This window comes from Cupriavidus phytohabitans, assembly GCF_000426345.1.
GTDB lineage: Bacteria > Pseudomonadota > Gammaproteobacteria > Burkholderiales > Burkholderiaceae > Cupriavidus.
Genome location: NZ_AUFE01000012.1, coordinates 114,193 through 140,183 on the forward strand (window position 1 = coordinate 114,193; position 25,991 = coordinate 140,183).

The following is a 25,991-nucleotide window of genomic DNA, read 5'->3' on the forward strand; positions in this document are numbered from 1 at the left end:
GCTATCCCGGGAAAGCGGGGATGTCCTGCGCCGGTTATCTTTGCTGCAAGTCCCTGAGCCAGAAGCGAAAAGGTGACTTATCCACCGTGCCGCGGGCGGTTTACCTACTACTACTATGTTTACATACGTAAACAATACAAAAGACATAGAGACTGTAGTTGCTCAGAACGTATACCGGCCACGAACTGCATTGGCCGCGTATACGTCCTGCCCGTCCTGCCGTCCCCGCGTTAACACGGCACCTTGAACGCCTTGCGGGCGCGCATCACCTCCGCGCGCGTCGCACAGCCTTCCTGATGGTCGTTGACCAGCCCCATCGCCTGCATCAGCGCGTACATGGTGGTCGGGCCGACAAAGCGCCAGCCGCGCTTCTTCAGATCCTTGGACAAAGCAGTCGATTCCGGCGAGGTCGCCATGGTGCGCAGCACTTCCGGCGTCAGCACCTTGGGCCGGCTGTCGGGATCTGGCTCGAAGCGCCAGAAATAGGCGGCCAGCGACGACTCGGTCTCCAGCAGTTCGCGCGCCCGCCGCGCATTGTTGATGGCGGCTTCGATCTTGCCGCGGTGGCGCACGATACCGGCGTCGCCCAGCAGGCGCTGGATGTCGCGCTCACCGAAGCGCGCCACCTTGTCGATATCGAAATTGGCAAAGGCCTTGCGGAAGGCCTCGCGCTTGCGCAGGATGGTGAGCCAGCTCAGCCCTGACTGGAAGCCTTCCAGGCACAGCTTCTCGAACAGGCGCCGGTCATCCGCGACCGGAAACCCCCATTCATTGTCGTGGTAGTGGCAGTAATCTTCGAGCGTGCCGCACCAGCCGCAGCGCACCGGCGCATCCGGTGCGTCCTTCCTGCTTGTCATAGTCAAGATTCCCGTTGAGAGTCCCGGCGCCGGCCAGCCTGTCGCCATCCGGGCCATTTGCTGCGATCATGCCCGCACCCGATCAATTGCGGAAGGCTGGAAATGGACATGCAACTGGCAACAATCGACGAAGACGGATGGGAGCTGGACGACGCCGAGCCCATCGCGGCCGCCCACCCCGACACCTTCTGGATGCCGCCGCGCGACGAACGCGAGGCCTTGCTTCCCGGCCAGCAAGCCAAGCTGATCTTCCGCATCCGGGTCGGGGACGAAACCGGCCGCGAGGAGATCCATGTCGAGCGGATGTGGGTCAGCGTGACCGGGCGCCAAGGCAGCCTCTACACCGGCGAACTCGATAACCAGCCCTACTGCACCGACGAGATGAACCCCGGCATGCCAATGTGCTTCGAGGCAAGGCATGTGATCAATATCTTCCGGGAAGGACAGGACGAGTCGTAGGCGCGATTCCTAAAAGCTGGCGGCCAGCCCGAGCGACACCCCGGACACGTTGTTGCCGAATACATAGCGCACCACGGCCCTGATGCGCGTCACGAACACTTCATGCGCGCTGGTATCGAGTTCCAGCCCGGTGCCGAGCGTGGTCAGATGGTTGAAGCCAAGGATGCCCGCCTGGCTGCCGAGGTACTGCGAGTGTGACAGCTCGAGCACGTAGCGCACCGGCCGGTCGAGCGCGCGCAGTCCGGTCGGCGCCCGCCAGCGGGCCCACAGGTTGGCGGTCTGCGCCGTCGCCGTGCCGGTGACCGAGCTGGCCGTGCCGCCGAAGCTCTGCAGGTGGATGTTGGTGTAGCGCAACTCGACGTCGACCTCATAGGTTTCGCGGTAGTGCTCCCAGTCCAGCATCACCGCGCCGCCCAGGCCATAGGCGTTCAGGCTGCCGCCGTCCAGGAAGTCGATGTTGCGGTCGGTAACCTGCTCGAGCGCAAACTTGCCGATCGACAGGTCACTGGACACATTGCCAAGCGAGGCATTGAAGATCGGCCTGAATACCAGTTCCTTGTTGGCGGTGATCGGGAAATCCCAGCCGATGCCGATGGTGCCGGAGAACGTGTTCCAGCGGGTCGGGATGGAGCGCGATTCGGTGCCGTTGCTGGCAATGAAGGTGGGATCGTAGCGGCTGTAGGCGATCGCGCCTTCCAGGTAGAGCGGGAACGACTTGCTGATGGTGAAGCCCCCGCCCAGCTGCGACATGACGATGCCGGGGTCGTCGGTGCTGGCGTTGTTGATCGACAGCGAGCTGGAAGTCAGGTCGGGCACCACCGAATACGCCATCAGCGACAGGACGGCATTGGCGTGCCGCTGCACGTTGGCCCCGACCAGCTGCAGCCCGTTGCCGGCCTGCCCGTGCGCGGTTCCCGCGGCCAGCAAGCCAAGCGCCGCTACAGCGGCGCGCCAGCGGACAGCGCGGCGCAGGCTGGCGCGAAGCCGGGCAGTCGGCAGGCGTACGGACATGGGTGTTCCCCCTTGCTCACGGCTTACACGGCTCACGTGGCGCGCCGCGAGGCGGCAGCCGTCCGACGCAATTCTATCCATGCGGGTGGGCGTGGGAACGATGCGCAAAAGTTTTCAGATCGGTTAGCCGAGGCGTTGAATCGGGCGCGCAGGCGGCAAAGCCTGGATCAGGCTGCCGGATGGCGGCGGGGCGTGCGCTGCGCGGCAGTATCGCTCTCGTCGGCCGCTTCAGGGCTGGCAGGCGGTGGGGGCCGGTGGCGGCCCAGCCACAGCATCAGCGCGCTGCCGGCCCAGCCGGCAACAAACACCGTATCGCCCGCCTGGTTCAGCCACTCACCGGCATCCGGCTGGCCGGCGAGCGACCACAGCCACTGCGCCGGCAGCCTGGCCGAGATCCACAGCGCGACCGCCGGCACGCTGCCGTAGACGCCCGGCTGCCACCAATGCGCGGGAAGAAGGAAGCGCCGCCCGGGGCGGCGCAGCGGGTTCGGTACCACGGAGTCTCCGGCCATCCTGCACGCGTGGCGTGCTGGCGGCGTCATGCGTTGGCCGCGGGGCTTGCCCGACGCGGCACTTGCCCCTCGGCTGCATCATAGGGTGCGGTGCCCGGCTGCGTCCCGGCACGCCCGCGGCGGAGTGTGGCCCAGCCCACGCCGCGCACGCCAGTTCAGTTTTTTTGCATGAAAGATGCGCAAAAGCGGGGCGTGCCGGGAGCCGATCTTTGCCAAACTCAATGGCAAGCCCACAGGACACTGAGCAGATCAATGAGACCCGACGCCATGCTCCCCGCATTGTTTATCTCGCACGGTTCGCCCATGCTGGCCATCGACCCCGGCCCCACCGGCGCGGCTTTCGACGCACTTGGCGAGCGCCTGCGCGCGCAACCGCCGCGCGCGGTGCTGGTGGTGTCGGCGCACTGGATCTACAGCACGCTGGCGGTCGGCAGCCGCGAGCGGCAGGAAGCCTGGCACGACTTCGGCGGCTTTCCGCGCGAGCTGTACGCACTGCGCTACGATGCTCCGGGTTCGCCGGAACTGGCCGCGCGCGTCAAGGCGCGGGTCGAGGCCGCCGCCATTCCCGGCGCCGGGTTTGTCGGCGAGGACGACGAGCGCCCGCTCGACCACGGCGCCTGGATGCCGATGCGGCACTTCTTCCCCGACGCCGATGTGCCGGTGGTGCAGCTGGCGCTGAATCCCTACCTGTCACCCGCCGTCCAGATCGAGATCGGCCGCGCCCTGGCGCCGCTGCGCGCGGAAGGCGTGCTGGTGCTGGCTTCGGGCAGCTTCACGCACAACCTGCAGGAGGTGTTCGGCAGCGATGGCCGCCGCGACCAGCATGGGCCGCAGGCCGAGCCCTATGTCGAGGCCTTCCGCGGCTGGATGCACGACGCGCTGGACGAGGCGCTGGCCACCGGCGACACCCGCCGCCTTGCCGACTACCGCGCCCAGGCCCCGTACGCGCGCCGCGCGCACCCGACCGACGAGCATCTGCTGCCGTTCTACGTGGCACTGGGCGCGGCGCTGGGGCCGCTCACCGCAGGCGCGGGTATGCCGGCGGGCAGTGCGGCCCGGGTGGCCAGGGTGGCAGATGAAGTCACCTATGGCGTGCTGGCGATGGACAGCTTCGTGTTCGAGGGGATAGGCGCCGGCACGCCGCCGCTGCGCGCGGCCGCCTGAGTGTTGCTCCCGCCGCGGCTCAGCGGCCATCCTTGCGCGGCGGCAGGTAGCGCCGCGCCGAGCGCGCGCCGGCCAGCGCGATCCAGCCCATCGTGAGCGCCACCACGGCCAGCCCCACGCGCAGGTCGGCCAGGTGTGCCACGCCGCCGATCAGCACCGGCCCCAGCAGCAGCCCCAGGTAGGCGAAACGGGCCACGCGCGCAATCGCCTCGGCCGGTGCCACCCCAGGCAGCCGCGACGCGGCCACAAAGAAGATCGGCACCATGTTGGCCGCGCCCAGTCCCATCAGCGTGAAGCCCGCCAGCGCCGCCAGCGGCAGCGGTACCACCAGCGCCAGCACGATGCCGGCAAAGCCCAGCCAGGCGCTGCCGGCAAGCGTGGCGCCATCGCCCAGGCGCGCGCGCAGGCGGTCGCCGCCGAAGCGCCCGCACGCCATGCCGCCGGAGAAAGCCGCATACCCCAGGCTGATCCAGCCGGCCGGCGCGGCGGTCACATCGCGCATGTAGACGCTGGTCCAGTCATACATTGCGCCTTCGCCGATCAGTCCCAGGAACGCCAGCACGCCCAGCAGCCACAGCGCGCGCACCGCGTGGTCGCGATGGTGCCCGGCGCCAGGCATCACCGGGTGGTCGGGCAGCAGCCCGGGCATGGCCGCGAGCGCGGCCAGCGCGGTCACCCCCGCCATCATCGCCGCGTGCGCCAGCGGCGCCACCTCCAGCGCCAGCATCAGGCCGCCGAAGGCCGCGCCTGCCATGCCGCCGAGGCTGAACATGCCATGCAGCGCCGACATCACCGGACGCGGGCGGCTGGCCTCCACCGTGGCGGCCTGCGCGTTCATGGCCACGTCGAAGCCGGCATTGGCCATGCCGAACGTCAACAGCGCGGGAAGCAGCCACCAGAACGACGGCATGGCGAGGATCGCCATCGTGGCCAGCGCGAACACCAGGCCGCTGGCCGTCGCCGCGCGTGCGCTGCCGACGCGCGTGATCCAGCGCCCGACCGGCCCCATTGCCAGCAGGGCGCCGCCGGCGACCGCGAGCATCGCCAGCGACAGCATCGCGTCGGACAGGCCGAAACGCGCCTTGATGGTGGGGATATGCACGCCCCAGGTGGCAAAGGTGGCGCCGTTGACGAAGAACAGCGCCATGGTGCCGCGCGTGGCGCGCGCGATCGCGCCCGGCGTGGAAGGGGCAATGGCGAGCGGGGCGGTGCCGGGTGGCGAGCTGGGATCGGACATGGTGATGCAGGGGCGCGGCCGGCGCCGTCGTGCCGGCCGCAGAAGCCCTTATTGTCGTGCATCCGCGCGACCGGGGCCTGGCAGCGCTACGGCGCGGCACCCGCCAGGCGCAGCAGCCCGCGCCGGTGCAGCGCGTAGCCGAACGCCAGCAGCGCGGCCAGTGCCAGCGCCAGCATGACCCACAGCATCAGCCAGTAGCCGCCCGCGGCCCGCCACAGCAGCGCGCCCAGCCACGGCGCGGCGGCCTGCATCAGCAGCACCGGCGTCATCATCAGGCCGTTCAGCGTGGCGTAGTGGTGGCGCGAGATCAGTTCGGGCATGGCCATTGCTCGCAGCATCGTATTGACGCCGTTGGCGCAGCCATACAGCACCGCGGCCACCATCAGCCAGGCGCCGTGGCCCAGCGCGAAACAAAGCACTCCCGTGCTCATCAGCAGGTAGACCGGCAGCGACAGCCGCACCGGGTGGCGCACCGCCGCGCGCATCATCAGCATGCGGCCCACGACCTGGGCCGGGCCGATCAGCGCTGCCACCACCAGTTGCTGCGACACCGGCAGGCCTTTCTCGGTCAGCATCGGGATCAGGTGCGCGCCCAGCAGCGAGGCCACCACCGCGGTCGCGGTGAACGCCAGCACCACGGCCCAGAACACCGGCTGGCGCAGCGTGGTGCGCGCGATGCCGGCGCTGCCCGCGTCGGCGCCGGCCGTTGGCGTGCCGGTGTAGGTGGGATGCATGGCATAGCGCATGCGCGCGTGCAGCGGCGCACAGACCAGCAGGTTCAGCAGCGCGAAGCCAACCAGCGTGGGGCGCCAGCCGACATGCAGCACCAGCCATTGCGCCAGCGGCACGAAGATCGTGCTGGCGAAGCCGGCCATCAGCGTGACCACCATGATCGGCTTCTGGTACTGGTCGCCGTAGGCCTGGCGCAGCACCACGAAGGCGGGCTCGTACAGCGTGGTGGACATGGCCAGCCCGATCGGCACCCACATCAGCAGGAACATCGCGGGGGAGGGCGACCACGCCCATAGCAGCAGCCCCAGTCCGGCCAGCACCGAACCCGCGCCCATCACCCTGCGCGCCGGCGCGCGGTCCAGCAGCCGGCCTACCGCGAAGGAGCACATCGCCCACACCAGCAGGCCCAGCGAATAGCCGCCCGCGAGGAATGGCCTGGACCAGCCAGTGCCGCGGATCATCGGCTCGATGAAGACGGTGAAGGCGAAAAACAGCGTGCCCCAGGAGATGGTTTCGGTCAGGCCTAGGATCCAGACCAGCCGGCGTGGCGGCGTGGCCGGCTGCGCGGGGCCGGCGCGTGCCGGGCTGGCGTCTGCGGAAGAATCAGCGGTACTGGCGGCGTCCGGATCGGAGCTGGCTTCTAGCGTTGTCATGGCGGGTCCCGGCGGGGGAGTCGCCATGGCTGGCGGCGCGCGGGGCCAGTGGCAAATTGTAGCGATCCTGCGCGCACGCTGCGCGACGGTACGCGCCTTACTGCGCGGTCATCGCATCGCCGATGACTGGTGCAGGCGGACCCTTCAGTTCGACCACGTTACCGTCCGGGTCGCTGACGTAGAGTGACGGGCCCTTGCCTTCGGCCCCGAAGCGCTGCGCGACCTCGCTGGCCTGTACGCCGTGCCGGGACAGCCAGGCGCGCAGCGCGGACTCGTCGAACGGTTCGATGCGCAGGCAGAAATGGTCGAGGTTGCGCCCCTCCGCGCCCGGCCCCGCGCCGCCGGCGCGGCCCAGCGGGCCGTCCAGCGAGACCAGGTCGATCAGCGCGCTGCCCGCGCGCAGCTGCGTGAGTCCGAAGTCGGGCTGTTCGCGCTCGACGCTGCAGCCCAGCACGTCGACATAGAACCGTCGCAGCGCTTCGACATCGGCTGTGCGCAGCACCAGGTGGTCGAGATCGAGGATGCGGAACATGGCGGGCGTCAGTGGTGCAGGCCGTCGTAGTCGACGACCTTCAGGCTGTCCAGGTCGACATTGTCCAGGCAGCGCACGTTCACCGCCGCCATCGGCTTGCCGTCCTTGTCCTGGCCATCGGCGTACGGGCCGCAGCCGCACACCGGGCAGAAGCGGTGCGCGATCTTCATGGTGTTGAAGCGGTACGTCGACGCGTTGCTGTCGGGCGTCTCCAGCTTGAAGGTCGCGCGTGGCACGAACCACAGCAGGTGGCCGCGACGGCGGCAGATCGAGCAATTGCAGCGGATCACGCTCGGGATGCTTTCGGCCTCGACCTCGAAGGCAATGTTGCCGCAGTGGCAGCTTCCGTGGAACGTCATGTCGTCTCCTTGATCGTCAGTCTGTTGCTGCTGTGAACCGGTGGTGCGCCGCAATATGCCGGCACATTGTTAGCTTTTTGACAGTGTAGCGCCGCTGCGGGTGCCACAATGCCCGCACAACATGACGAGCGGATGCGCGGCCCGCGCGCACCCTCCCACAAAAGGAGACCAGCATGAGCGACACCCACGCGCCCGCGCGCGCGAGCTTCAGCCATATGGAACACGGCACCCGCGAGGACTGGGCGGCGATTTCCGCCGAGTTCATGCCGTATGCGCGGGCGCTGCCCGACCGCGTGCTGGCCCACCTGCGGCTGCTCGATGGCGATTGCGGAGGCTTCCCGGTGGACCGGCTGACGCACTCGCTGCAGACCGCGACGCTGGCGCACCGGGACGGGCAGGATGAGGAATACGTGGTCTGCGCGCTGCTGCACGATATCGGCGATACGCTCGGCAGCTTCAACCATCCCGATATCGCGGCGGCGATCCTGAAGCCGTTTGCCAGTGCCGAGAATCTGTGGATGGTGGAAAAGCATGGCGTGTTCCAGGGCTATTACTTCTTCCATCACCTCGGGCTCGATCGCAACCTGCGCGAGCAGTATCGCAATCAGCCGGAGCTGTTCGAGCGCACTGCCGAGTTCTGCCGCAAGTACGATGCCGCGGCGTTCATGACGGACTACAACACGCTGCCGTTGTCGTTCTTCGAGCCGATGGTGCGCCGGGTGTTGTCGCAGCCGAAAAACTCGATGTATGTGAAGCCGGGGGAGAAGGAGCTGGCGCAGCCGTAGTGCGATGCCGCGAGCGGACCGCCTGCGTTCGCTCTCACCCGAGCCCTCTCCCGCAAGCGGGAGAGGGCAGGAACCGCGCGCCTTACGCAGCCCGCTGTGCCGTTTCCGGATGCCTGAACTGCTCCAGCAGTTTTTGCCAGCGCCCGCGTACCGCCTTCAGGTTGTTCTCCTTCACGTGCCCGAAGCCCCGGATATCGTCCGGCAGGTTGGCCAGCGCCACGGCGGTGTCGTAGTTGGCGGCACTCAGGCCCGCCACCAGCTCATCCAGCAGGGCACGGTATTCGCCGATCAGCGCGCGCTCGGTGCGGCGTTCCCTGGTCTTGCCAAAGACATCGAACATGCCGCCGCGCAGGCCCTTCATCTTCGCCAGCACGCGGAACAGCGTCATCGTCGACGGACCGAACCTGCGCTTGACCAGATGACCCTTGTCGTCGCGCTTGGCCGTCGTCGGCGGCGCCAGCCAGAAATTGAGCTGGTAGTCCTTGCCCGGTTCGCCTTCGAACTGCGCGCGCAGCTTGTCGAGGAAGACGGGATCGGTATAGAGCCGCGCCACCTCGTACTCGTCCTTGTACGCCATCAGCTTGGCCAGGTTGCGCGCCGCGGCCTCGGTCAGCGGCAGCGGCTTGCCGCTGCCTGCCAGCGCGCTTTCGGCCGCGCGCACGCGGTCGATGGCTTCGCGGTAGGTGCGCGCGTAGGCGGCATCCTGGTAGGCCGTCAGGTGTTCCATGCGGCGGGCGACCAGCTTCTCCAGCATCGCGCCGGTCGAGGTGGGCAGCTTGACCACTTCCGCGCCCTCGGCGGTTGACTGCAGCTTGCCGGTCAGCGACAGCACGTGCTCCGGGTCGTGCGCCATATGGCGGCCCCAGTCGAACGCGGCCTTGTTCTTCTCGACGGCCACGCCGTTGAGTTCGATGGCGCGTTCCAGTGCCTGCAGTGTCAGCGGGATCCAGCCCTTTTGCCACGCATAGCCGAGTACCAGCGGGTTGGTGTAGATGGCATCGCCCAGCAGCGCCACGGCGAGGCCGCTGGCGTTGATGAAGTCGCACTTCTCGCCGACGGCGTTGCGCACGTCCTGCTCGGCCGACACGCCGGGGAACTGCCACTTCGGGTTCTTGATGAACTCGGCGGTTGGCGTCTGCGCGGTGTTGACCACGGCGCGCGTGCGGCCCGCCTGGGTCTTGGAGATGACTTCGTCGGTGGCCGACACGATGGCATCGCAGCCGATCACCAGGTCGGCTTCTCCCATCGCGATGCGCGTTGCGTGCAGGTCATCGGGGCGCGCGGCCAGCTGCACGTGCGACAGCACCGCGCCGCCTTTCTGCGCCAGGCCGGCCATGTCGAGCACGGTCACGCCCTTGTTTTCCAGGTGCGCCGCCATCCCCAGCAGGCCGCCGATGGTCACCACGCCGGTACCGCCCACGCCGGTCACCAGGATGCCGTAGGCGCGGCGGATCGGCGGCAGCTCCGGCGCAGGCAGCGCGGGCAGGCTGTCCATGGACACGCCGTGCTGCTCGGGCTTGCGCACCTGTGCGCCTTCGGCCGAGACAAAGCTCGGGCAGAAGCCGTTCAGGCACGAGAAGTCCTTGTTGCACGACGACTGGTTGATCTGGCGCTTGGTGCCGAAATCCGTCTCCAGCGGCTCCACCGACAAACAGTTCGACTTGACCGAGCAATCGCCGCAGCCTTCGCACACCGCGTCGTTGATGAAGACGCGACGTGCCGGGTCTTCCATCGTGCCGCGCTTGCGGCGGCGGCGCTTTTCGGTGGCGCAGGTCTGGTCGTAGATCAGGATGGTGCAGCCCGGCACTTCGCGCAGCTCGCGCTGCACGCTGTCGAGCTGGTCGCGGTGATGGATGTCGATGCCCTGTGGCAGCTTGATCGCCGCGTTGTACTTCTCGGGCTGGTCGGTGACGATGACGATCTTCTTCGCGCCCTCGCTGTGCACCTGCCAGGCGATGTCCTGCACCGACAGCTGGCCGTCCACCGGCTGGCCGCCGGTCATGGCCACCGCATCGTTGTACAGGATCTTGTAGGTGATGTTGACGCCCGCTGAAATGGAAGCGCGTATCGCCAGCAGCCCGGAGTGGAAGTAGGTGCCGTCGCCCAGGTTGGCGAACACATGCTTGTCGCCCGCGAACGGTGCCTGGCCGATCCATGCCACGCCTTCGCCGCCCATCTGGCTGAAGGTGCTGGTATTGCGGTCCATCCACACCGTCATGTAGTGGCAGCCGATGCCCGCCAGCGCACGCGAACCCTCCGGCACGTTGGTCGAGGTGTTGTGCGGGCAGCCCGAGCAGAACCAGGGTTTGCGTTCGGCGGTCACGCGCGGCGTGGCCAGCGCCTTTTCCTTGGCCTCGATGATGGCCAGGCGCGCGGTGATGCGCGCGCGCACGTCCATCGGCAGCTCGAACTTGTCCAGCCGCGTGGCGATGGCCTTGGCGATGATCGCCGGCGACAGCTCATAGTGCGCCGGCAGCAGCCAGTTGCTCTGCGGGATCGACCATTCGCCGCCGGCGTTGTCCTTCTCGTCGAACTTGCCGTAGACCTTGGGACGGACATCGTCGCGCCAGTTGTACAGCTCTTCCTTGAGCGCGTACTCCATGATCTGGCGCTTCTCTTCGACCACCAGGATTTCCTGTAGCCCTTCGGCAAAGGCGCGCGCGCCATGCGCTTCCAGCGGCCACACGCAGCCGACCTTGTACAGGCGGATGCCGATCTGTGCGCAGGTGGCATCGTCCAGGCCCAGGTCGGCCAGCGCCTGGCGCGTATCGAGGTAGGCCTTGCCGCCGGTCATGATGCCGAAGCGCGCGTGCGGCGAATCGATCTCGATGCGGTCCAGCTTGTTGGCGCGCACGTAGGCCAGGCCGGCGTACCACTTGAAGTCGAGCAGGCGCGCTTCCTGTTCCAGCGGCGGGTCGGGCCAGCGGATATTCAGGCCGCCCGGCGGCATGATGAAATCGTCCGGCAGCGCGATCTGCACGCGGTGCGGGTCCAGCTCGACCGAAGCCGACGATTCCACCACGTCGGTCACGCACTTCATCGCCACCCACAGGCCGGAATAGCGGCTCATGGCCCAGCCGTGCAGGCCGTAGTCGAGATACTCCTGCACGTTCGACGGATACAGCACCGGCAGGCCGCAGGCCTTGAAGATGTGCTCCGACTGGTGCGCCAGCGTTGACGACTTGGCCGAGTGGTCGTCACCGGCCAGCACCAGCACGCCGCCGTGCGGCGACGAGCCGGCCGAGTTGGCATGCTTGAACACGTCGCCGGTGCGGTCCACCCCCGGCCCCTTGCCGTACCACATGCCGAACACGCCATCGAATTTGGCGTCCGGGTACATGTTGACCTGTTGCGAGCCCCATACCGAGGTCGCGGCGAGATCCTCGTTCAGCCCCGCCTGGAACACGATGTTGTGCGCGGCCAGGTGCTTCTTGGCCTTCCACAGCGACTGGTCCAGCGCGCCCAGCGGCGACCCCCGGTAGCCGGAGATAAAGCCGGCGGTGTTCAGCCCGGCGGCGTGATCGCGCTCCTGCTGCAGCATGGGCAGGCGTACCAGCGCCTGCGTGCCGCTGATGTAGATGCGGCCACGCTCCAGCGTGTATTTGTCGTCGAGGGAAACATTGGCGAGCGCGCGGCGGATGGCGTCGCTGACCGGGGTGGTCAGGGGGGCATTCATAGGTGCTCCTTCCTCTATGGGGCGTGTTGTCGGGATCACCGACACCTGCAGTTGTGGGCAACCGCCTCGCGGCCTCTTGTGGAGGCGTTGGGCGGCTGTGTCTCTGCGCGGCATGGTAGCACCGCCGTGCGGTCGGCGGTACCTTGCAGCGCAGCACGAAACGTGCCCGTCGCAACCGTGTTTTCCCGTACGGATGGGGGTTCGCGTGTACACTGCGTTGCATCGAGAACGTCGGCGATGCCGCCCCGCAGTCTTCGATGCACCACATCTGCCGCGCCAGCCTGGTGCAACCTGCTTTCCGATTGCCCGTCTCATGCACGGGCAAACCAGCGAATACCCGAACATGACCAATTCCCCCCGCCAGGGCACCGCGACCCTGGCCGTGCTGATCGACGCCGACAACGCGGCGCCCGCCATCGTCGAAGGCCTGCTGGCCGAAGTCGCCAAGTACGGCGTGGCCGCCGTCAAGCGCATCTATGGCGACTGGACCCGGCCCAACCTGGCCGGCTGGAAGGAGCGGCTGCTGTCGCATTCGATCCAGCCGATCCAGCAGTTCCGCTACACCGTCGGCAAGAACGCCACCGACAGCGCCATGATCATCGACGCCATGGACCTGCTGTACACCGGGCGCTTCGACGGCTTCTGCATCGTCTCCAGCGACAGCGACTTCACGAGGCTGGCATCGCGCATCCGCGAGCAGGGGCTGATCGTCTACGGCTTCGGCGAGCGCAAGACGCCCAAGCCCTTCGTCACCGCCTGCGACAAGTTCATCTACTCCGACGTGCTGCGTGCCGAGGCCGATACCGAAGGCGCCGACGAAGCGGCTGCGCCCACGCGCAAGCGCAGCACCGGCGAACTGCGCCAGGACTCGCGCCTGGTGCGCCTGCTGCAGAGCGCGGCGCAGGCGGTGTCCGACGAGGACGGCTGGCTGACGCTGGGCAGCATGGGCAACCACATTGCCAAGCAGGCGCCGGAATTCGACTCGCGCAACTATGGCTACGGCAAGCTCTCCGAGCTGGTGGCGGCGACCGGGCTGTTCGAGGTGGAAACGCGCAACGGCGGCAACAACAAGACGATCTGGGTGCGGCTGAAGAAGCGCGGCAAGGGCGGCGGCGAGCAGCAACAGCGTCCGCCGCAGCAACAACCCGCGCAGCAGGCGGAAGCCCTGCGCCGCACGCCGGCCTCCGCGCCGGCTGCAATTCCCGAGCCGGCGCCGGCGCCGGAGCGGGTCGTGGTCCAGGCTGAACCGCAGCTGCCGGCCGATGACGAGCCCCCATTCGTCGCCGCCGACGCGGTGCAGCCCGAGCCCGAGCCGGTGCCGCCGCTGGAAGCGGCGCCCCAGCCCGACCCCGAACCCAAGCCCGACACCGAACCGAAGACGCGCAGCCGCAAGCGCCCGGCGCGCCGTCCAGAGGTGACGCTGAGCGAGACGCCATGGCCGATCGACCAGTCGGTGTTTGCCGCGCCGGGGGCGACGGTGTTGACGGCGACGGTGGAGGCGGAGCCTGAAGTGCCGGCGCAGCCGGAAGTGGAAGCCGAGGCAGCGCCTTCCCCGGCGCCGGCGCCGGCGCGGAAGCCCCGCAAGCGGACTGCCAAGAAAAAGGAAACCACTATCGAGTAAATAGGCCGCTCTGTTTGCTTCCCTCTCCCGCACGCGGGAGAGGGAAGCTTGTGCGAGCGGCGTCAGGCCATGCAGTCGCTATCGCGATATCACCGCCTACCGCACCAACTGGTTGATCTCGATAATCGGCATTAACACCGCCAGCACGATCAACAGCACCACCACCCCCATCGTCAGGATCAGCAGCGGCTCGAGCAAGCTGGTCAGGAACAGCGTGCGCCGTTCCAGCTCCTGCGCCTCGCCCTGCGCAGCCCGGTCCAGCATCACCGGCAAGTTGCCGGTCGCCTCGCCTGACCGGATCAAATGCACCAGCACCGGCGGAAACTGGTTCTGCGCCGCCAGCGCTCGCGCCAGCGACGCCCCTTCACGCACGCGCGTATTGGCGTCTTCCACATTGGCACGCAATGCCTCGTTGGTCAGCGTCTCGCCGGCCGCCTGCAGGCTGCGCAGGATCGGCACGCCCGCCGACACCAGGATCGCCAGCGTGCCGGCAAAGCGCGCGGTGTTATAGCCGCGGATCAGCTTGCCGAACAGGGGCGCGGTCAGAAGCCACCGGTGCCATTCCAGCCGCACCGCCGGCTGCTTCAGCAGGCTGCGGATCGCCAGGGCAACCACGGCGGTGAAGGCCAGCGCTGCCCACCACCAGTTGCGCACGAAATCCGACAGCCACAGCATGATGATGGTGAGCGTCGGCAGCTTCTGCTTGGTGTTCGCAAACACGCTCACCACCTGCGGCACGACATAGGACAGCAGGAAGATCACGATCGCGAATGCGACCACCGTGACGATCGCCGGATAGGTGAACGCAAGCCGGATCTTCGACGTCAGCGTATTGCGTGACTCGATATACCCCGCCAGCCGCTCCAGCACCAGCCCGAGATGGCCAGAATGCTCGCCGGCGGAAACCAGCGCGCGATAGATGTCCGGAAAGTCGCGCGGATGCTGCGCCAGCGCCACCGACAGCGAGCTGCCGCCCATCACCTCGGCGCGGATGCCGGCCAGCAGTTCGTGCACATAGGGCCGTTCGGCCTGGTCGGCCAGTGCGCCGAGCGCTTCGTCCAGCGGCAGGCCGGCGACGATCAGGCTGGCGAGCTGGCGCGTGAACAGCGCCTGCTCCTGCGTCGACAGCTTGCGCGCGAACAGCTGGCCACCGCTGCGCGGCGCAAGGCCGGCACCGGCCAGCGCATCGACGGTCAGCGGCGTCAGCCCCCGCGCGCGCAGTTGCGAGCGCGCCTGGCGCGGACTGTCGGCCTCGATGACGCCGCGGTCGGTCTTGCCGGCGGCGTCGGCGGCTTCGTAGCGGAAGGCTGGCATCCGGTGTCTGCTCCGCCTTAGTCGCGCGTCACGCGCAACACTTCCTCAAGCGAGGTCGCGCCGCTGTCGATCCAGCGCTGCGCGTCGCCGCGCATGGTGTGCATGCCATGCGCCAGCGCCACCTGCTTGATCTCCGATTCCGGCGCCTGCCGGTGGATCATGGTGCGGATCTCGTCGCCGACGGTCAGCAGCTCGTAGACACCCATGCGGCCCTGGTAGCCCGACTGGCCGCACTTGTCGCAGCCAACCGGATGCCACACATGCTGCAGCGGCTTGCCCTGCGCCCGCAGCGCTTCGGCATCGGCGGCGGCTATTTCCTCGGGCAGCTCGATCACTTCCTCGCGCTTGCAGTGCGGGCACAGGCGCCGTACCAGCCGCTGTGCCAGCACGCCCAGCAGCGACGACGACAGCAGGAACGGCTCGATCCCCATGTCGACCAGCCGCGTCACCGCCGAGGCCGAATCGTTGGTGTGCAGCGTCGCCAGCACCAGGTGGCCGGTCAGCGAGGCCTGCACCGCGATCTGCGCGGTTTCCAGGTCGCGGATCTCGCCGATCATCACCACGTCTGGGTCCTGGCGCAGGATCGCGCGCAGGGCCTTGCCGAAAGTCATGTCGATGCGCGGGTTGACCTGGGTCTGGCCGATGCCGTCGAGGTCGTACTCGACCGGGTCTTCCACCGTCATGATGTTGGTGGTGCGCGCATCCAGCCGCGACAGCGCGGCATACAGCGTGGTGGTCTTGCCCGAGCCGGTCGGGCCGGTCACAAGCACGATGCCGTGCGGCTGCCGGATCAGGTGGTCGAAGCCGCGCAGCGTATTGGGCGACATGCCGAGCCTGGCCAGGTCGAGCCGGCCCGCTTCCTTGTCGAGCAGGCGCAGCACCGCGCGCTCGCCGTGGCCGGTGGGCAGCGTCGACACGCGCACATCCACCGGGCGCCCGCCCACGCGCAGGGTGATGCGGCCGTCCTGCGGCAGGCGTTTCTCGGCGATATCGAGCTGCGCCATGATCTTGATGCGCGAAATCAGCGCGCCGTGCAGCGCCTTCTTGGGCCGCACCACATCGCGCAGCGTGCCGTCGACGCGGAAGCGCACCACCGACGACGACTCGAACGGCTCGATGTGGATATCCGATGCGCCTTCGCGCGCCGCCTGCGTCAGCAGCGCGTTGATCATGCGGATGATCGGCGCGTCGTCCTCGGACTCGAGCAGGTCTTCCACGGCGGGAATGTCCTGCATCAGGCGCGACAGGTCGACCTCGCCCTCGACTTCACCCACCACCTGCGCGGCGCTGCCGTCCTGGCGGTTATAGGCGTCGGACATGGCGCGCTCGAGCGCCTCGGGCTCCAGCACGCGCAGCCGCAGCGCGCCGTGCACCCGGGCGATCTCCGCCAGCGCGGTCGGGGAGGTGGCGCGGCTGACCCATACCTCCAGGCCGTCGGGGCGCTGGTGCGCGATCAGCAGCGGCGCTTCGCGCGCAAAGCCGTACGAAACCAGGCGCGCCGCCATCGGCGAGGGCGGCTCGAGGGTATCGGGGGCAGGGGTCTGGACTTCGCTCGCCATGGCAGGCCTCAGTTCTGGACAGCGCCCGGCGTGGCGGCTTCGCCGCGCTGGCTCAGCGGCTGCTGAAAGGTTGCGGGCGGCACCGGTTGCGGCTGTGCCGGCACGCCGGGCTGCTGCGGATTCTGCGGATTCTGCGGATTCTGCGGATTCTGCGGATTCTGCGGATTCTGCGGCAGCGTCTGCGGCAACGGCAGCGGCGCCGCCACGGGGCCGTTGGCGCGCGGATCGATGAACGGCGTGGTCGGCGCATCCGCCGGCGGCAGCAGCGGCGTGTTGGTGTCACGCACCATGATGTTAGGCGATACAAAGCCCTGCTGCTGCGCGCGCATATAGTCGTAGCGGTCCGCGGTCAGGCGGTCGGCGGCGCCCGTCGTGCGCATCACATACGGGCGCAGGAACACCAGCAGGTTGGTCTTGGAGCGGTTCTTGTTCTCGTAGCGGAACAGGCCGCCGATCAGCGGGATGTCGCCCAGCAGCGGTACCTTCTGCACGCCGTCGCCGTACGAATCCTCGATCAGGCCGCCGAGCACGATGATCTGGCCATCGTCGACCAGCACGTTGGTCTCGATCGAGCGCACATTGGTGGTCGGGCCCTGCACCTGCGACAGCGTGCCGGCCACCACCGACGACGACTCCTGGAAGATCTGCATCTTGACCAGCCCGCCGTCGGTGATCTGGGGCTTCACGCGCAGCGTGATGCCGACGTCCTTGCGGTCGAAGGTCTGGAACGGCGTCACCGACGCGGCGCCGCCGGTCTGCGCATAGGAGCCGGTGGTGATCGGGATGTTCTGGCCGATCAGGATCTTGGCTTCCTCGTTCTCGAGCGTGATCAGGTTCGGCGTGGACAGGAGGTTGACGCTGCCATTGGTGCCCAGAGCGCGCAGCAGGGCGCCCAGGCCCATGGCCCGGTTGACGATGCCCAGGTTCAGGCCGCCGATGTCGGGGACCAGCTGCTGCGCGGCGACGATGCCGGCGGCGCGGTTGCTGTCGGCCAGGGCGCCGGCCAGGGTCAGGTTGAGGATGTTCTGCCCGCCGGTGCCGAAGTTGGTGCCGGCAAAGACGTTGTTGTTGCCGCTTGACGAGCTGATCAGGCCTTGCCACTGGATGCCAAGCTCGCTCGCCTGGGTGGCGGTCACTTCGACGATCATCGACTCGATGTAGACCTGCGCGCGGCGCGCGTCGAGGTCGTCGATCACCCCGCGCAGGTTGCGGTAGACCGGCTCGCTGGCGGTGATGATCAGCGAGTTGGTCGACGGGTCGGCCTGGATGATGCCGCCGGTGGTCGGCTGCGTGCTGGTGCCGAACGAGGCGGCGAAGGCCGAGCTGCCATAAGCACCGCCGCCGCCCATGCCGCTGGAGCCGTTGCGCATGCCGGTCTGCGTGCCGGTGGTGCCGCCGGTGAACTGCCCGCCGGCCGGCGTGGAGACATTGGTCATGCCGGCCGCGCCGGCGATGCCGCCCGCCGCACCGGCGCCGCCGGCGCCGGGCTGGGTCGAGGAGGCAAAGCTGCTGTCGGCCGCGACGATGGCGCGCAGCGTGGCGGCCAGCTTTACCGCATCGGCATTCTTCAGCGGCACCACCCAGATATTGCCGGGGCGGGCGTAAGGCTGGTCGAGCTTCTCGATCAGATGGCGCGCTTGCTGCAGCCGCGCGCGGCTGGAGGCGCGGATCATCAGCGCGTTGCTGCGCGGCTCGGCCACCACGGACGTGCGCAGCGAGGCATCGACGCCCGGCGCCGCGCCGCCGCCGGCCGCACCCGCGGCGGCGGGGTCGAGCAGCTTCTGCAGCACCTGCGCGGTGTCGCTGGCCAGCGCATGGCGCAGCGGTACCAGTTCGACCTCGCCCGAAGCGGGCGCGTCGATCGCGGCGATGATGCGCGCCAGCCGGCGCAGGTTGTCGGCGTAGTCGGTGATGACCAGCGTGTTGTTGGCCGGGTAGGCGGTGATGGTGTTGTTGGGCGCGATCATCGGCCGCAGCACCGGCACCAGGTTGTTGGCCGACTCGTAGTTGAGCCGGAACACCTGCGTCACCACCTGGTCGCCGCGGCTCGGCGCCGCGCCGATCACCGTGGGCGAGCCCTGCAGCTTGGCGTCGGCCTCAGGCACGACCTTGGTGAAGCCGTTGCTTTCGACCATCGCGTAGCCCTGCATGCGCAGCACCGAGCCCAGCGTCTGCAGCGCCTGCGCGCGCGACACCGGCTGCTCGGTGACCAGGTTCACCGTGCCCTTCACGCGCGGGTCGATCACGAAATTCTTGCCGGTGGCCTGCCCGACCGCCTTGATCACCGAGTCCAGGTCGGCATTGACGAAGTTGAGCACCACCTGGTCGCGGTTGGCCGGCGTGATGTCGGGCGGCGCCGGCGGCGTGGCCGCGGGGCGTGCGCCTGGTGCGCCTGGCTGGGCCCACAGCGGCGCGGGTGCCAGCAGCGAGAGTCCGCACAGCAGGGCCACGGCGCGGGCGCAGGCGGTCTGGAAAACAGGTCGGGTGGCATGGGTTGTCATAGTCATTTCCGTACGCTCCTGGCGCTGCCTGGCATCAGAAGCGCAGCCTTGTCACGTTGTTGTCTCGTCGTCCCAGCAGGCTCAGCAGGCTGGTCAGTTGCGTCTCTGCATCGGGCTCGGCATGGGCGGTGCCCTCGAAGCGCGCCTGCCGGCCAAGCGTGCCGCTACCCTCCAGGTGCAGCGGCCCGGCGATCGTGCTCAGTTGCAGCTTGCCGCCGCCGGCGCCGCTCCAGTCGATCTCGGCGCGGTAGCTGCCGAGCGGGCGCAGCCGGCTGACCGCGGACGACACCTGCTCGATGCGCAGCGTGACATGGCCGCGCATGCCATTGCCATTTCCGCTTCCGTTGCCATTCCGGCCGGAAAAGCGGCCTTGCAGCGTCGACCAGTCCGCGCGCATCAGGCCATCCGGGCGCAGCGTATTGAACGGCGCGCCGATACCTTCCAGCAGCGATGCCGGCAGCCGCATCGCCCCGGACTGCACGGTCCAGCCGCCCGGGGTCGCGGTGATCGCCACCGGCGCGGCCATGGCTTCGGTGTGCGTCACCACCGCGCGCGCGGTGCCGGCCAGCAGCGGCCAGAAGGCCAGCGTCCATTGCAGCCGGCCCGGCAGTACCGTGGCGGTCTGGCTGCCGGCGCCGGCCGACAGCGCCAGCGTGGCGCTGCCGCGCCACAGCGAGCCGCTGGCATCGGCCAGCAGGATCCGTCCCTGCGTCTGCGTGGCCACGCGCTCGGCGATCCACGCGGCCGGCAGCATTGCCACCACTGTTACCGCGGCGCTGGCGAGTCCCAGCGCGAGCCAGCGCAGGCGCCGCCACACACCCGGCTGGCGCAGCTTGCGGCGCGGCAGCCGCAGCGTTTCCAGCCGTACCATCAGCTGCGGCCGCCCGGACCCTGCAGGGTCGCGCTGACATTGACCAGCGCCGTGGCGCCGACATAAACGACGCGGGCGTCGATCACTTTCATGCGCTGCTGCTGGCGCACGTCCTGCAGCCAGCTGCTGAACGCGCCGAAGGGCACCTTGTCGAGCTGCACCTGGACATTGTTGTCGGCAGCGGCGGCGAGCCGGGTCGCCTTCAGGCCATGCTGGCCCAGGCTGTCCTGCAGCGCCTGCGTCAGCGCGTCGCCGCGCAGCGCCGGTGCCGGCGTGGCCTTGAGGCCGCGCGCTTCCTGCGCCAGCGTTTCCATTTCGGCCAGGTCGGCGCGCATCTGCGGCAGGCTGCGCGCCAGGCGCTGGCGGCCTTCGGCGGCCGGCTCCCACAGCAGCGTGTATCCGATCACCAGCACCAGCACTGCGGCGCCGCCGGCCAGGATGGCCTGCTCGCGCGGGTTGCGCGCGGACCAGAACGCATTGAAGCGTTCCTGCCAGGCCTGCGGCACGCTCGGGCGCAGCCGCGCCAGGCGCGAGCGCACGGCGGTGGTGCTGGCGGATCGGGCTTGGCGGGAGCTCTGGTTTCGGGCGGAGTCTTTCATGGCGTCCATGCGTATCGTGCTGCCGCGCTCACAGGCCTGGCCTGACGGTCCAGCGCGAGCCCGGCGTCACCGGCGTCGCGCCACCTGCAGCACCGCCTCCTGCACTGCCCGGTGCGCTGCCGCCGGTCTTGTCCTCTTCCATCTGCAGGCCGGCCTGGCGCGCGGCATTGCGCAAACTGGCAATGTCCGTGCCCGGCTTGAGCGTCACCACCAGCATGCGGCCGCGGTATTCCAGCGCCTGCAGCGCATCGGGCGGCAGCCGGCGCGCGGCCTGGGCAAAGCGGTCGGCCAGCGGCAGGAAGTCTTCCGGCGTGCTGCGGCCGCTGGCGATGCGCAGCTGCTCGACCTGCCGGCGCATCTGCAGCGGCGCGTCGAGGATGGCCTGGGTCTGCGGGAAGGCGCTGCGCAAGGCCTGCTGCTGCGCGGCTTCCACGCGCTGCTGCTCGTTGCGCAGCAGCAGCCAGTGGATGTTCATGCCCAGCACCTGCACCAGCACGATGCCGGCCAGAAGCGCCAGCGGAATCCGCCATGCAGCCAGGTTCCAGCGGTCGGCGCGGCCCTGCGCGAACTCGAACTGCGCCAGGTCCAGTGCCGGCTCGCGCAGGCACGCCTGCGCGCCTTCGATCCACAGCGGCCAGCCGGCGCGGGCGGCGTTGCGCAATGCGGGAACCGGCGCTGCGGCGGCGGCATCGGCGTCGGCGTACCAGGTGCCGTCGGGCGCCAGCGCCTGCCAGGCCGCGAGCGCGTCGTCGCCCAGCAGCAGGCCGTAGCCGGCGTGTGCGCCGGTGCGCACGGTCAGTTGCCACTGGCTGGCCAGCGCAGAAGCTGGCCCGGTGGTGCCGACGGTGGCGCTGTCGAGCAGTTCGCCGCCGGCTGCCAGGGCGCTGGCGGCCGCCTCGACCACCAGCGTTGCTGGCTCCTCCCGTCCGGCTTCCTCCGCCGGGCGCAGCGTGGGCTCGGCGCCGGGCGCCTCGGTTGCGGCTGCCTCTGCCTCTGCCAACGGCAGGCACAGCTGCGCCGGCAACACATGGCGGCGGCGATGGCGGTGTTCGGCAAAGGCGTCGAGCACGGCCCGCAGCCAGGCGCGGTCGGCCACCATCAGCAGTCGCCGGCGCGGGCCGCGAACCGCGGCGCTGCCGTCGAGCGCGGGCCCCACGCCGATATGGCAGGGCTGGGCGTCGGTGGCGAGCGCGTCCTCGATCAGGTTGGGCAGCGCCTGTTTCAAGCGCGCCGGCGGCAGCGGCGGCACGGTGGCTGTGGTCAGCAGTACGTCGCTGGCGGCCAGGATCAGCACCAGCCGTTCGGCAGCGGGCAGGTCGGCGATGCGGGCGTGGCCTTCGCGCAACACTTCAGGGACCGTGCTGCCAGCCCCGCGCCGTGCGGCATCCGTGCCAGTGCGCGCAAGGGCGAACGGCAGGGCGCCGAACTGCCAGGGTTGCGGTTGATCGTGCGGCCGGTGCGGCAGGCGGACGTACAGGGTGGTGCTCAAGTTTTCCTTAACGTGGCGTCAGTGGCGTCAATGGCGTCAGTGGCGGGACATGGGGGAAAAAACCGGGGAAGGCGCATTGCCGCGTGGCGCCTCGCTCGCGCCAGCCTCGCAGCATACCTTGCCTGTGTGACTAAACCGCGTCAATACCATTCTCCCCGGTTGCCAATACCCCGCAAATTGCGTCGCCTATGCGGGCTGCGTGCGCGTTGTATCAGACATTCAGCGCAGGTCCGGCAGCCGGTCGGCGTCCTGTATCCAGACCACCCGCGTCGTATTGGTGGCACCCAGTGGCTCGCCACGGAAGACCAGCGACACCTGCAGCCGGCTGGCGCGTTCGTGGCGAACCAGCCCGTAGACCAGGAAATAGTGCGTGCGCACGTCGATCATATTGGCCAGGCTGGCGCTGTCGGCCTGGGGCGCGACCGCTGCCAGCTGGGTCTGCACGTTGCCGATGTTGTTGAAATAGGCGCGGTCGCGCTGGCGTACCAGTTCGCGGGCGCGCTCCAGTGGCAGCTTGTCGATCACGGCGGCCAGCACCTCGGCCTCGGCGGTGTTGGCGTTGACCAGGGTGCGCGCGGGCAGCACGGTGACAAACGGCTCCAGCACGGCGACCATTTCCGGCGTATAGCCGGGCAGGGACAGCAGCCCCTGCACGCTGTCGAGCGGGCGCGGCGCCGCTCGGCCGCCGCCATCGCCGCTACCGCCTTGCGCCGCCTGCAGCATGGCGCGCGCGGTGGACTCGGCCAGTTGCGGGTTCAGGCCTACCGTCTGCAGCAGGCGGCGGTAGGCGGCCTCGGCCGCGGGATCGACCGAAGCGGCGCGCCCCTGGCCAGCGGTGGCGGTCCAGATCACCAGGTTGGCGAGGTTGAAGCGGGCCTGGGCATCGAGAATGCGGCCGGACAGGAACGAGTTTTCGCCGGCCACGTCGGTGCGCAGCGAAGCGCCGAGGAAATCCGACAGCCGGGTTTCGGCGATCGGCACCGCCCAGGGCTCGCCGAGCTGGTCGACATTGGTGCGGCGCTGGTCGTCGCGCAGGATCAGCCGCGCCCAGTCGACCGCGGCGCGCTCGATCCAGGTCGCCTGCGCCAGCAGCCGCTGGTTCTCGATGGCACGGATCTGCACCTGCTGGCGCCACAGCATGCCGGACACCACCACCACGGCCAGCGTCACCATCAGCAGCGCGGTGACCACGGCGGCACCGCGGGCGCGGCGCCGCGCGAAGGTCGGGCGGGAGTGGACGGGGACGCGCCTCATAGCCCGGTCATGCAGATCTTCCGGAACTGCCGCGGCGCGTCGCCGTCGCCCATGCGCGCGAGCACGGTCAGTTCGACCGCGCGCACCGCGGTGTCGGGCTGCGCCGTGCCGGCGTCCGAAGCCGCCACCGCGCTGGCGGCGTTGCCGGCGAACAGGACGTTGCGGATGCGGCCGGTGTCGGCCTGCCAGCCGGCAGGCTCCACCCAGGCGCGCGCGCTCATGCCGGCGACGTCGGGCAGCACGCGCCGCACCTGCGCCGCATTGTTGCCGCCCTGGCGCAGCGACAGCAGCGCCGACTGCAGCCCGGCCCGGTCGGCCACCGGCGGCGCGGCCACCCGCACCAGCGTATTGCCATCGATCTGGTATGAGAGCACCTGCCACGTGGGCGGCTGCCCCTCGTCGCGGCGGTCGCGCACCAGCAACAGCCGGTCCGGGCCGACCTCGACCGGGCTGCCCTGCAGCAGCGTGGGGTTGGCAAGATGCTCGCAGTCAGCCTGGAACTGGCCGTAGAGAATCTTAAGCGCATCCAGGCGCGCATCGTGGTCGGTCAGGCGCTCGCGGCTGCGCGTCAGGCTGTCGAGCGCGCGCCAGCCGATCACCGCCATCACCGCCAGCAGCGTGATCGCGACCAGCATCTCCAGCAGCGTGAAGCCGCGGGTGCGCTGGCCCGGGCGTTGGCGCTCAGAGCACGTTGCGGGCTTCATTGGGAACGATGGTGACCAGCCACGCCAGCCGCACGGACTTGTCGGCGGCGGACGGGTAGACCGCGATCTCGACGCGGCGGAAAACCGGGTTGGGCGTGCCCGAGACCGATTGCTCGCAGTACAGCGGGGTGCCGCCTTGCGGGCACGCATAACCGCTGACGCCGGGCTCGGGCCAGGTCTTGGACAGGCGCAGCGCGGCCAGGTGGTTCTCGGCGCTCCATTCGGCCAGCATGCGGGTCTGCAGCGCGGCGCCGGCGTCGACCATCGAGCCCATGGCGCGCATCGCCGCGGTCAGCGCGACCGCCAGGATGGTCAGCGCGACCAGTACCTCGATCAGCGTGAAGCCGGCGCGGCGGCGGCGGGGAGTGCGGGTCATGGCGTGCTGGCGAAGTAACGGCCGCCACCATCGCCGGTAATGTCCACGCGGATATCGCCGCGCACCAGGACCAGCCGCTGTGGCATATCGATCAACTCGCGCCCGAAGACCAGCCTCAGCGGGCCGCCGGTGCCGGTGGGCCGGCCGCCTTCGGCAACCACCACCTGGTCCAGCGCCAGCCGCCAATGGCCCGGCGCGAACACGTCGGTGCGCATGGGGATCCAGCCGTTCGGAGTCGATTCCAGGAAGCGCCAGCCGCCGGCGTCGCCTTCCCAGGCGATCGGGCGGGCGCCGAGCTGCGCCTCTTCCTGCGCCAGCTCGAACAGCCGCGCGATGCGCTGGCCGTCATCCAGCACGCGTCCACGCTCGTTGGGCGAGGCGTTGACCGCAACCAGCGAGATCACGATGCCGGCGATCACCATGACCACCAGCAGCTCGAGCAGGGTAAAGCCCCGGCGCCGCAAGGGCGCGCGGCGGTGCGGCGCCGTGGTCATGGGTCAGGGAAGATGTGGGCGCGGGATCTATTCCCAGTTGCCGATATCGGCGTCGTTGCCGTTGCCGCCGGCCTGGCCGTCGGCGCCGAAGCTGAACACGTCGATCTCGCCGCGCACGCCCGGGTTCAGGTACTGGTACGGATGGCCCCAGGGGTCCTTGGGCAGCTTTTCCAGGTAGCCGCCGCCCTTCCAGTTGTTCGGCACCGGCTCGGTGGTGGGCTTGGTCACCAGCGCTGCCAGGCCTTGCTCGGTGGCAGGGTAGCGGCTGTTGTCGAGCCGGTACAGCTTGAGCGCCTGCATGATCGACGAGATATCCTGGCGTGCCGCGACGATGCGCGCTTCGTCCGGACGGCTCATGATCTTGGGCACTACCAGCGCCGCCAGCACGCCAAGGATCACGATCACCACCATGATTTCGATCAGGGTGAAGCCGCGCGCGCGGCGGGCGCGTGCGGGCCGGGAACGGGCAGGGCTGGCGGAACGGGTAGGGAAAATGCGCATCGTCTGTGAACCTCGTTGCTGGAATGGCTGGGCTCGCGGCCGGGCTGGCGGCGGGCCGGTTTCGCCAGTCAGTATAACCGGCGCCACATGACTGTTTTATGGGGGGTGGCGTCGGCGCCGCAGCAATGTGCGATGCAAGTCACTACCGGTTCCCTGTGGCCTGATTTAACTTGCATCCTGAATGCATATTTTTTAAGATGCCGCCACGATGCAACTGACCCGTTTTTCCGACTATGCACTGCGCCTGCTGATGTACGTCGCCCGTGGCGACGGCAGCCGGCCCATCACCATTGCGGAAGTGGGCCAGCAGTTCGACATCTCGCACAACCACCTGGTCAAGGTGGCGGCGCGGCTGTCGAAGCTGGGCTGGATCACGGCCACGCGCGGCCGCCACGGCGGCCTGCAGCTCGGGCCGGGTGCCGACAAGCTGACCATCGGTACCATCCTGCGCGAGCTGGAAGGCCACAAGGCCATCATCGACTGCGACAACCCGCCTTGCGCGCTGAACGGCAACTGCCGCCTGAAGCGCGCGCTGGACGTGGCCGAGCAGGCGTTCTACCGCGCGCTGGACGATGTCACGCTTGCCGATGTCACGGGCAGCAAGACTGCCGAGTCGATCATCCGGCTGCATCGCGATTTCCTGAACCGGCGTTCGGCCTGAGTGGACTTTGTCCGTGCAGGCGCCCACGAGCGCCGGTTTTATTGTGCGAAAAAACATGCATATTGCATGC

At 69.0% G+C, this 25,991-nt stretch carries 24 protein-coding genes; 5 read left to right on the top strand and 19 right to left on the bottom strand.

What is annotated here, in order from left to right:
- Positions 1–230 precede the first annotated feature (230 nt).
- Complete coding sequence (locus K309_RS0112010; protein WP_029046643.1) at positions 231–857, bottom strand: DNA-3-methyladenine glycosylase I; 627 nt, start codon at positions 855–857, stop codon at positions 231–233.
- A gap of 102 nt (positions 858–959) precedes the next feature.
- On the opposite strand from K309_RS0112010, the gene K309_RS0112015 reads away from it, so the two are divergent.
- Positions 960–1,316 (top strand): DUF2314 domain-containing protein, encoded by a 357-nt coding sequence (locus K309_RS0112015; RefSeq protein ID WP_029046644.1) that lies wholly within the window; start codon positions 960–962, stop codon positions 1,314–1,316.
- Positions 1,317–1,325: 9 nt separating this feature from the next.
- Here K309_RS0112015 and K309_RS0112020 read toward each other — a convergent pair whose 3' ends face one another.
- Both K309_RS0112020 and K309_RS0112025 read right to left on the bottom strand, forming a co-directional pair.
- A complete protein-coding gene (locus K309_RS0112020) occupies positions 1,326–2,327 on the bottom strand; it encodes a hypothetical protein (protein WP_232232365.1) in 1,002 nt (333 codons plus the stop codon).
- Positions 2,328–2,494: 167 nt separating this feature from the next.
- Positions 2,495–2,824: a hypothetical protein gene (locus K309_RS0112025; RefSeq protein ID WP_369796415.1), complete on the bottom strand. Its 330-nt coding sequence runs from the start codon at positions 2,822–2,824 to the stop codon at positions 2,495–2,497.
- 282 nt (positions 2,825–3,106) lie between these two features.
- Here K309_RS0112025 and K309_RS0112030 point away from each other — a divergent pair, with 282 nt between their 5' ends.
- Positions 3,107–4,003 (top strand): DODA-type extradiol aromatic ring-opening family dioxygenase, encoded by an 897-nt coding sequence (locus K309_RS0112030; RefSeq protein WP_029046647.1) that lies wholly within the window; start codon positions 3,107–3,109, stop codon positions 4,001–4,003.
- 19 nt (positions 4,004–4,022) lie between these two features.
- On the opposite strand, the gene K309_RS36445 is transcribed toward K309_RS0112030, so the two are convergent.
- From K309_RS36445 to K309_RS0112050, 4 genes are all read right to left on the bottom strand, one after another.
- On the bottom strand, positions 4,023–5,240 hold the full coding sequence (locus K309_RS36445; RefSeq protein ID WP_051320427.1) for an MFS transporter: 1,218 nt from the start codon (positions 5,238–5,240) through the stop codon (positions 4,023–4,025).
- An 86-nt stretch (positions 5,241–5,326) separates the two neighbouring features.
- Entirely contained in the window at positions 5,327–6,625 is a 1,299-nt protein-coding gene (locus tag K309_RS0112040; RefSeq protein ID WP_035877280.1) for an MFS transporter, read from the bottom strand.
- A gap of 97 nt (positions 6,626–6,722) precedes the next feature.
- Positions 6,723–7,157, bottom strand: coding sequence for a VOC family protein (locus K309_RS0112045; protein WP_029046649.1), 435 nt, complete (start codon positions 7,155–7,157; stop codon positions 6,723–6,725).
- A gap of 8 nt (positions 7,158–7,165) precedes the next feature.
- Positions 7,166–7,516, bottom strand: coding sequence for a GFA family protein (locus tag K309_RS0112050; RefSeq protein WP_029046650.1), 351 nt, complete (start codon positions 7,514–7,516; stop codon positions 7,166–7,168).
- Positions 7,517–7,689: 173 nt separating this feature from the next.
- Between K309_RS0112050 and K309_RS0112055 the strand changes: the two genes are divergently transcribed.
- A complete protein-coding gene (locus K309_RS0112055; protein ID WP_029046651.1) occupies positions 7,690–8,301 on the top strand; it encodes an HD domain-containing protein in 612 nt (203 codons plus the stop codon).
- A gap of 82 nt (positions 8,302–8,383) precedes the next feature.
- Here K309_RS0112055 and K309_RS0112060 read toward each other — a convergent pair whose 3' ends face one another.
- Positions 8,384–11,977, bottom strand: a complete 3,594-nt coding sequence (locus K309_RS0112060; protein WP_029046652.1) for an indolepyruvate ferredoxin oxidoreductase family protein — start codon at positions 11,975–11,977, stop codon at positions 8,384–8,386.
- A gap of 343 nt (positions 11,978–12,320) precedes the next feature.
- Here K309_RS0112060 and K309_RS0112065 point away from each other — a divergent pair, with 343 nt between their 5' ends.
- Positions 12,321–13,598 (top strand): NYN domain-containing protein, encoded by a 1,278-nt coding sequence (locus K309_RS0112065; protein ID WP_029046653.1) that lies wholly within the window; start codon positions 12,321–12,323, stop codon positions 13,596–13,598.
- A 96-nt stretch (positions 13,599–13,694) separates the two neighbouring features.
- Here the strand turns inward: K309_RS0112065 and gspF are convergent, their stop codons facing one another.
- The 11 genes from gspF to gspG form a co-directional block, all read right to left on the bottom strand.
- Positions 13,695–14,912, bottom strand: coding sequence for a type II secretion system inner membrane protein GspF (gene gspF / locus K309_RS0112070; RefSeq protein WP_029046654.1), 1,218 nt, complete (start codon positions 14,910–14,912; stop codon positions 13,695–13,697).
- 17 nt (positions 14,913–14,929) lie between these two features.
- Entirely contained in the window at positions 14,930–16,471 is a 1,542-nt protein-coding gene (gene gspE / locus K309_RS0112075; protein ID WP_029046655.1) for a type II secretion system ATPase GspE, read from the bottom strand.
- Positions 16,472–16,479: 8 nt separating this feature from the next.
- Complete coding sequence (gspD, locus tag K309_RS0112080) at positions 16,480–18,972, bottom strand: type II secretion system secretin GspD (RefSeq protein WP_029046656.1); 2,493 nt, start codon at positions 18,970–18,972, stop codon at positions 16,480–16,482.
- 34 nt (positions 18,973–19,006) lie between these two features.
- Positions 19,007–19,843 carry a type II secretion system protein N gene (gene gspN, locus K309_RS0112085; RefSeq protein WP_029046657.1) on the bottom strand — a complete coding sequence of 279 codons (837 nt, stop codon included), beginning with the start codon at positions 19,841–19,843 and terminating at the stop codon, positions 19,007–19,009.
- Entirely contained in the window at positions 19,843–20,451 is a 609-nt protein-coding gene (locus K309_RS0112090) for a type II secretion system protein M (protein WP_029046658.1), read from the bottom strand. The genes gspN and K309_RS0112090 overlap by 1 nt, the downstream gene beginning before the upstream one ends.
- A 19-nt stretch (positions 20,452–20,470) precedes the next feature.
- Positions 20,471–21,931 (bottom strand): type II secretion system protein GspL, encoded by a 1,461-nt coding sequence (gene gspL, locus K309_RS0112095; protein WP_029046659.1) that lies wholly within the window; start codon positions 21,929–21,931, stop codon positions 20,471–20,473.
- A gap of 219 nt (positions 21,932–22,150) precedes the next feature.
- The gene (gene gspK, locus K309_RS0112100) at positions 22,151–23,185 is read right to left on the bottom strand and encodes a type II secretion system minor pseudopilin GspK (RefSeq protein WP_029046660.1); all 1,035 of its coding nucleotides are present in this window, start codon (positions 23,183–23,185) and stop codon (positions 22,151–22,153) included.
- Complete coding sequence (locus K309_RS0112105; protein WP_029046661.1) at positions 23,182–23,889, bottom strand: PulJ/GspJ family protein; 708 nt, start codon at positions 23,887–23,889, stop codon at positions 23,182–23,184. The genes gspK and K309_RS0112105 overlap by 4 nt, the downstream gene beginning before the upstream one ends.
- Positions 23,867–24,265, bottom strand: coding sequence for a type II secretion system minor pseudopilin GspI (gene gspI, locus K309_RS0112110; protein ID WP_029046662.1), 399 nt, complete (start codon positions 24,263–24,265; stop codon positions 23,867–23,869). Before gspI ends, K309_RS0112105 begins: the two co-directional genes overlap by 23 nt.
- A complete protein-coding gene (locus K309_RS0112115) occupies positions 24,262–24,759 on the bottom strand; it encodes a prepilin-type N-terminal cleavage/methylation domain-containing protein (RefSeq protein WP_029046663.1) in 498 nt (165 codons plus the stop codon). The genes gspI and K309_RS0112115 overlap by 4 nt, the downstream gene beginning before the upstream one ends.
- 27 nt (positions 24,760–24,786) lie before the next feature.
- Complete coding sequence (gspG, locus tag K309_RS0112120; RefSeq protein WP_029046664.1) at positions 24,787–25,260, bottom strand: type II secretion system major pseudopilin GspG; 474 nt, start codon at positions 25,258–25,260, stop codon at positions 24,787–24,789.
- A gap of 208 nt (positions 25,261–25,468) precedes the next feature.
- On the opposite strand from gspG, the gene K309_RS0112125 reads away from it, so the two are divergent.
- Positions 25,469–25,921, top strand: a complete 453-nt coding sequence (locus tag K309_RS0112125; RefSeq protein ID WP_029046665.1) for an RrF2 family transcriptional regulator — start codon at positions 25,469–25,471, stop codon at positions 25,919–25,921.
- The last annotated feature ends 70 nt before the right edge of the window (positions 25,922–25,991 follow it).